This window comes from Candidatus Borrarchaeum sp. (assembly GCF_019058535.1).
Taxonomy (GTDB): domain Archaea; phylum Asgardarchaeota; class Sifarchaeia; order Borrarchaeales; family Borrarchaeaceae; genus Borrarchaeum; species Borrarchaeum weybense.
The window spans coordinates 1-5537 of the sequence record NZ_JAHPYX010000262.1 but is presented as its reverse complement, the minus strand read 5'-3'; the positions used below and the strand labels follow the sequence as shown (position 1 = coordinate 5537).

Below are 5537 nucleotides of genomic sequence, written 5' to 3'. Positions count from 1 at the left end.
AGAGCATACTTAGAAACTTTCAGCCTTTTTTACTTTTTCACTTTTTGACAGCAATCGACAATACCTTGAGCAACCTATTTCACCGAAATTAAGAAAACAGTAATTAATTTTCTGGATTTATTGGAAAAGAAGGCTTGATTAGAGTCCAGATTTAATGCTATAGACTACGAAAGACTCTATAACTCAAAAATAAAGAAAAGTATGCGTTAAGCCTTAAAACCTTAAGGCCTTAAAATAAACTTTAGGTCTTCCTGGCTTTTTACCAAGTTTACTAAAACGTATCACTCGATCCTTTAGAATAAGTTTGATCAAGTGATCATATATTGTTGTACGAGGTAATTTTGTGAGTTTTACGATTTCCCCACGTGTCATAGGACCATGGTGTATAAGTAGGTCATATAAATACTCTTCTGTTGAGATTTGTAACTCACTTTTATCCCGACTATGCCGATAAAATTCTTTTTCCGTTTGATCCTTGGAAATTGTCGAGATTATTTTTTTGGAAACTATTTTTATCACCTACTTTACTATCGCGTCCATGTTTAAAACGTTTAGAGAGAGATAAATGAAAGTAAAATCATTATAGAAAGAAATCTATAGAGACCGAAAAGTATACAACGACCAAAACAAAAAAAGAATTTAAACGAGATTGTATAAGGGCAGCGAAACTCAGTTTTTGGAGTCAGGGAATTAAGAGCAGCATATATTGACAACTCTACTTTTAAAACTCTACTATTGCTTTAAATACTTAAAACGTCTTTTATGCGACTCAGCGCCTCTTTTAAATTTTCTCTTGTGCATGCATACGACATACGGACGTGACCTTCACCTATATTGCTACCAAAAGCATTTCCTGGTACTGTAACGACTTTTGCTTTTTCAATTAGATATTCTGAGAACTCTACGGATGTTTTTCCAAATGCTGAAATGTTAGGGAATGCGTAAAAGGTTCCGTTTGGTATTATACAGGAGATGTTTTCAATTGTATTTAATTCCTTTACAAAAAAATCTCTACGCCATCTATATTCATCTTTCATTTCCTTTATGCTTTCTTTTGGTCCTTTTAAGGCAGTTAATGCTGCTTTTTGAGCAAAACTCGGCGTTGTTACTGTTGTGAACATATGCGCTATATTAACAGCGTTTATGACTTCTGCATCGCCGCAAATATACCCAAGCCTCCATCCCGTCATTGAGAATGTTTTGCTGAAACCATTGACCAGTATTGTGCGGTCTGCTACACCTAATGACGCTATAGGGATGTGTTTTCCCTCATAAATAAATTTTTCGTAGACTTCATCAGTAACAATGAGAAGATCATTGTCTATTGCGATTTCTGCAATGCCTTCAAGCGTTTTTCTTTCAAACACAGCTCCAGTTGGGTTACAAGGACTATTTATGATAATCATCACTGTTTTTTTAGTGACGAGTTCGTTTAGAGTATCTAAATCAGGTTGAAATCCATTCTTTTCTGGACACGGATACCAGACGGGTTTTCCTTCTGCCATTCTAACATATTCAGGATACCCTAAAAAACCAGGATCGGGAACAAGTACCTCATCACCTTTCACGTACGCAAGCATGATATCATGAAGAGCTTCTGTCGCTCCACATGTAAGAACAATCTCAGATTCAGGTTTATAATCAAGGCCATACGCTTCATTAAGATAATCAGCAATAGCTACACGAAGTTCTAATGTTCCTGGAACTGGCGTATAATGTGTAAAATTATCATCTAACGCTTGTTTTGCTGCATTTTTGATATGTTCAGGTGTATCAAAATCTGGTTCTCCAATGCCTAAACTGATAATACCTTCTATTCCTTGTGCTAAATCAAATAATCTTCGAATTAAAGAAGGATTTATGTCTTTCATTCGAGTTGCTGGAGGTTTCATCTTAAACCACCTAAAGAGAAATTATTTTGAAACTGAGAACTATGATCTTTTGTTATTCTAATCTGACCTAATTATGAATCAAATCTAAATAATTCAGAAGATCAATCGATATCTTACTAAGTTGTGATATTTAAAACAATTACTGCTTCAGATTTATCTCATATTATTGGAGGTGTTGATGAAAAAATAGCTTGAAGTCCGTTTTATGCATTTCATTAAAATAAAATCAATGGTTTCGTAGTTTTATTTTATGAAATCAACAGCAACTACTTCTGCAACATTAAAAAACGTATGTCGTGAATAATAAAAAATTGAGATAGAAATGAAATTAAATAAGAAATTGTGGAAAAAAGATTTGAAGAAATACTTCTACTAGATCTTACCATGGCCAATTTCCGCCCGGATCCATTTAGTTGCCCTCCTAATAATTGTATTTACGTGCTTAAGAGCAATAATTTAGAATATTATTTAAGGACAACATATTATAGAAAACTATATCATCTTTAAAAAGAAAATAAGTCATTTAAATGACAGACATAGTTTGCAGAGACTAACGAAAGTATTAATTGATCCAAAAATCAATTAGATTTTATACGACAAAATTCTATCCAACGTATTAACTCTATGAAATTCGAGATTCCTACTTAATCATACCTTCTAGCAATTTATATAATGAAAATGAAAGGTAAAATAAAGGTGGTATGTTAGGCATACATTTCAGGGATTTCTTCAACATAAATGCGAATTGAGTCTCGTTTTTCTTTTATTGAAATCAACTTTTCTGTTAATCTTGCTAATTCTGCAAAATCATCCTGGATGTGATTGATAACATTTGCAACTCGTTTAATGGCCTCAAATAAGGCTTTTTGATTCTTGATCAGTACTTCTTGACCCTTATTTAGTTCTTCTAATTTTTTGTCGGAATCTTTTTTTAATTCAGACATTTTATACACCCTTTAATTAAAACATAAGTACTGAAAGATTATTTAGATCAAGGCTTTATTAGATTTACACCGCACCAAATAAGTAATTTATCAGTCTTATTGAAGGTTTTTGCGTAAAATTAAAAACTATGTTTGATAAAGCATTCAGAAAACACGAGATAAATCAAGATGTTATTTTCGAGAAAATTAAAAAAAATGTTTAGTGATCTGCTAGAAAAAGGAATATAATATTGCAACAAGGCTTAGTTTCGCCGTTATCGTTCAATTTCAAATATAAGCTTCACTCTAGCTCGATAAGCAACTATATTGTCATTTTCCATCTTGACATCGAATTCCTCGCATGAAACACGAACGATGTTCCGAATAGTTTTTTTTGCTTCCGTTACTGCGTTTTGAACCGCATCTTCCCAACCAGTTGTCGAATAGCCAACAAGTTCAATGATTTTAAACAGTTTATTAGTCATAATTATTCCCTCAGTTTGACTTATATGTAAGCCACTAACTCATATAGTTTTATTAAATGACATTGAAAAGCAATACAAGTGAATAAAAATGAAAAATCTTGACCTCTTAAAACGTTTAGTGGACGCTGATGCGCCTCCCGGTTTTGAAGAAGAAGTAAGATCGATTATGATTGAAGAACTAAAAGATTATGTGGACTCGATTGAAGTAGACGTGTTGGGGAATGTAATCCTGAAAAAAGAGGGTACAAATGACAAAAATAGGCTAATGATTGATGCCCATACGGACGAGATCGCTCTTATGGTTCGCTACATCGACGATGAAGGATTTATTTACTTTGATAAACATGGCTGGATAGATGACCGAATACTTCTTAGCCAATGGGTGAAAGTCCATGGAGAGACAACAAAGGTTCGTGGTGTCATAGGCATAAAATCAGCACATCTAGTGTCTAAAGAAGAAGCTCAAAAAACGATTCCCGCATCGGAAATGTGGATAGATGTAGGAGTACCATCGCGAGAAGAAGTACAAGAAAAAGGAATAGACGTAGGGGCACCAATTACCTTTAATAGATGTTTTTGCGATCTTGGGAATGGATATATATGTGCAAAAGCAGTTGATGACCGAGTCGGCTGTTTTGCTTTGATTGAAGCAATGAAAGAATTATCAAAAGATCAATTTGATTTCTCCATTTATGCAGTTGGATCATCTCAAGAGGAAATAGGGGCAAGAGGGGCAAAAACTGCAGCCTATGCAATTAACCCTCAGGCTGCTTTGATGCTCGACACAACACACGCAACAGATGCCACTCTTACGCGAAAAAAAGGAGCACCCACTGAACTTGGAAAAGGAGCTGCTATTAGATTTATGGATCGTTTGAAAACTGGGTTTACCGGCATTATGACTCCCAAAGTAATGCGTGATCTCTTAGTGAATGCAGCGAACGAAAACCAAATACCATATCAAATTGATGTTTCAGCTTTTACATGGACTAATGCTTCGACAATTCATTTAGCACGAGCAGGCATCTCGACAGGATCTTTACTGATCCCTAGAAGGTATGGCCATTCTCCTTCAGAAGTCACAAATCTTAACGATTTGCAAAGTGCGACCCGACTTCTAATTGCAGCTGTTAGGAAAATAGACAGTACATTTTTTGATCAACTCAACACGACTTTTTGATAAACTCAAAAAACCTTTTTATTTACTTTTACTCGTTAAATTATAGGGATCAAGAGGAATAGCTAAAAGTTTTAGAATATTAGGGGAGACCCAGAATAGCAATTTTTGAATTACTCGAAGAATCAACGTACAATGGGCTTATTGCGAATCTAATACTGGAGGAGCATGGAAAATTTTATCATTTACTTAAGGCACTTCGACACGAAAATTGGAGAGTTAAAGAAAATGTTATTAAAATTTTAGGCATTCTGAAGGATAGACGAGCGGTTTATCCTCTGATTGAATTACTAAGTGAAAACGAAAGAAATTGGATTCATAAGACAGTGATCGAAGCGCTTGGTGAAATTAGTGACTCAAGAGCCATTCCAGTAATAAAAAATGCATTAAGACACAAAAAGATAAGCATAAGAAGAAGAGCTGCGGAAGCACTCGGAAAAATCGCTGATAAAGCAGGTTTAAATCAACTTATCGTAGCTTTACAAGATGACGTGTTTGAAGTAAGGCGTACAGCATCTTACGCAATAGAAGAACTATGTAAAAGATGGGATATCTCGAAAGAAGATTTGACAGATACAATAACAGATGAAAATCTGAAACAGATACTGGTAAACTACAAAGAGGAAACATTAGAGGTAGTTGAAGAGAGAATTTTAGGTTTAGAAGAAAAAATTGAAGAAGTAATACGTACTCCTAATATAATTCCTATGCAAGAAATAATAAATAATGAAAGAAAAAAGATAAAAAAATTTTTGGAAAGACGAGAACATAATTACTCAAGAAATAAAGAATGACCACAACAAACAAACTATTTTAGGTAATAGGAACTTCTTCAGCAGGAACTCTGTACCCATGCTTAAGCATGATTCCCATCGTTTTGTCAAAATTATCTTTGAATTCATTTAGTCGTTTCATTGCATCTTCCTGCATTACTTTTGCAATTTTTGTGATAAGAACTTGTGTCTTCCCAAAAAGTTCTTTACCAAGGACTGTTAATTCTTTGATGTCATTTTCCCAGTCTTTAATTTCCATATTATTTACCTCCATAAATATGTAGAGT

General features: G+C 34.2%; 8 protein-coding genes. 3 read left to right on the top strand and 5 right to left on the bottom strand.

Annotated features, from left to right (window positions below; genetic code table 11):
* Positions 1–213: 213 nt before the first annotated feature.
* Positions 214–519, bottom strand: coding sequence for a helix-turn-helix domain-containing protein (locus tag QVB70_RS18605; protein ID WP_369335140.1), 306 nt, complete (start codon positions 517–519; stop codon positions 214–216).
* A 221-nt stretch (positions 520–740) separates the two neighbouring features.
* Positions 741–1892, bottom strand: coding sequence for a pyridoxal phosphate-dependent aminotransferase (locus QVB70_RS16290; protein WP_287588450.1), 1152 nt, complete (start codon positions 1890–1892; stop codon positions 741–743).
* Positions 1893–2015: 123 nt separating this feature from the next.
* Here QVB70_RS16290 and QVB70_RS18600 point away from each other — a divergent pair, with 123 nt between their 5' ends.
* The gene (locus QVB70_RS18600; RefSeq protein ID WP_369335141.1) at positions 2016–2087 is read left to right on the top strand and encodes a bacteriocin; all 72 of its coding nucleotides are present in this window, start codon (positions 2016–2018) and stop codon (positions 2085–2087) included.
* 509 nt (positions 2088–2596) lie between these two features.
* Here QVB70_RS18600 and QVB70_RS16285 read toward each other — a convergent pair.
* A complete protein-coding gene (locus tag QVB70_RS16285; protein WP_287588448.1) occupies positions 2597–2836 on the bottom strand; it encodes a hypothetical protein in 240 nt (79 codons plus the stop codon).
* 254 nt (positions 2837–3090) lie between these two features.
* Positions 3091–3300: a dodecin family protein gene (locus QVB70_RS16280; protein WP_287588447.1), complete on the bottom strand. Its 210-nt coding sequence runs from the start codon at positions 3298–3300 to the stop codon at positions 3091–3093.
* An 88-nt stretch (positions 3301–3388) separates the two neighbouring features.
* Here QVB70_RS16280 and QVB70_RS16275 point away from each other — a divergent pair, with 88 nt between their 5' ends.
* Together QVB70_RS16275 and QVB70_RS16270 are read left to right on the top strand one after the other, a co-directional pair.
* On the top strand, positions 3389–4480 hold the full coding sequence (locus QVB70_RS16275) for a M42 family metallopeptidase (protein WP_287588444.1): 1092 nt from the start codon (positions 3389–3391) through the stop codon (positions 4478–4480).
* A 95-nt stretch (positions 4481–4575) separates the two neighbouring features.
* Positions 4576–5271 carry a HEAT repeat domain-containing protein gene (locus QVB70_RS16270; protein ID WP_342766578.1) on the top strand — a complete coding sequence of 232 codons (696 nt, stop codon included), beginning with the start codon at positions 4576–4578 and terminating at the stop codon, positions 5269–5271.
* Between the two features lie 19 nt (positions 5272–5290).
* Here the strand turns inward: QVB70_RS16270 and QVB70_RS16265 are convergent.
* Positions 5291–5537 (bottom strand): hypothetical protein (locus QVB70_RS16265; RefSeq protein WP_287588443.1); only part of this gene is annotated, 247 nt, incomplete at its 5' end.

Coding starts and splice junctions, on each gene's coding strand:
- QVB70_RS16285 (WP_287588448.1), bottom strand. CDS start 2,836: ATGTCTGAATTAAAAAAAGATTCCGACAAAAAATTAGAAGAACTAAAT.
- QVB70_RS16280 (WP_287588447.1), bottom strand. CDS start 3,300: ATGACTAATAAACTGTTTAAAATCATTGAACTTGTTGGCTATTCGACA.
- QVB70_RS16275 (WP_287588444.1), top strand. CDS start 3,389: ATGAAAAATCTTGACCTCTTAAAACGTTTAGTGGACGCTGATGCGCCT.
- QVB70_RS16290 (WP_287588450.1), bottom strand. CDS start 1,892: ATGAAACCTCCAGCAACTCGAATGAAAGACATAAATCCTTCTTTAATT.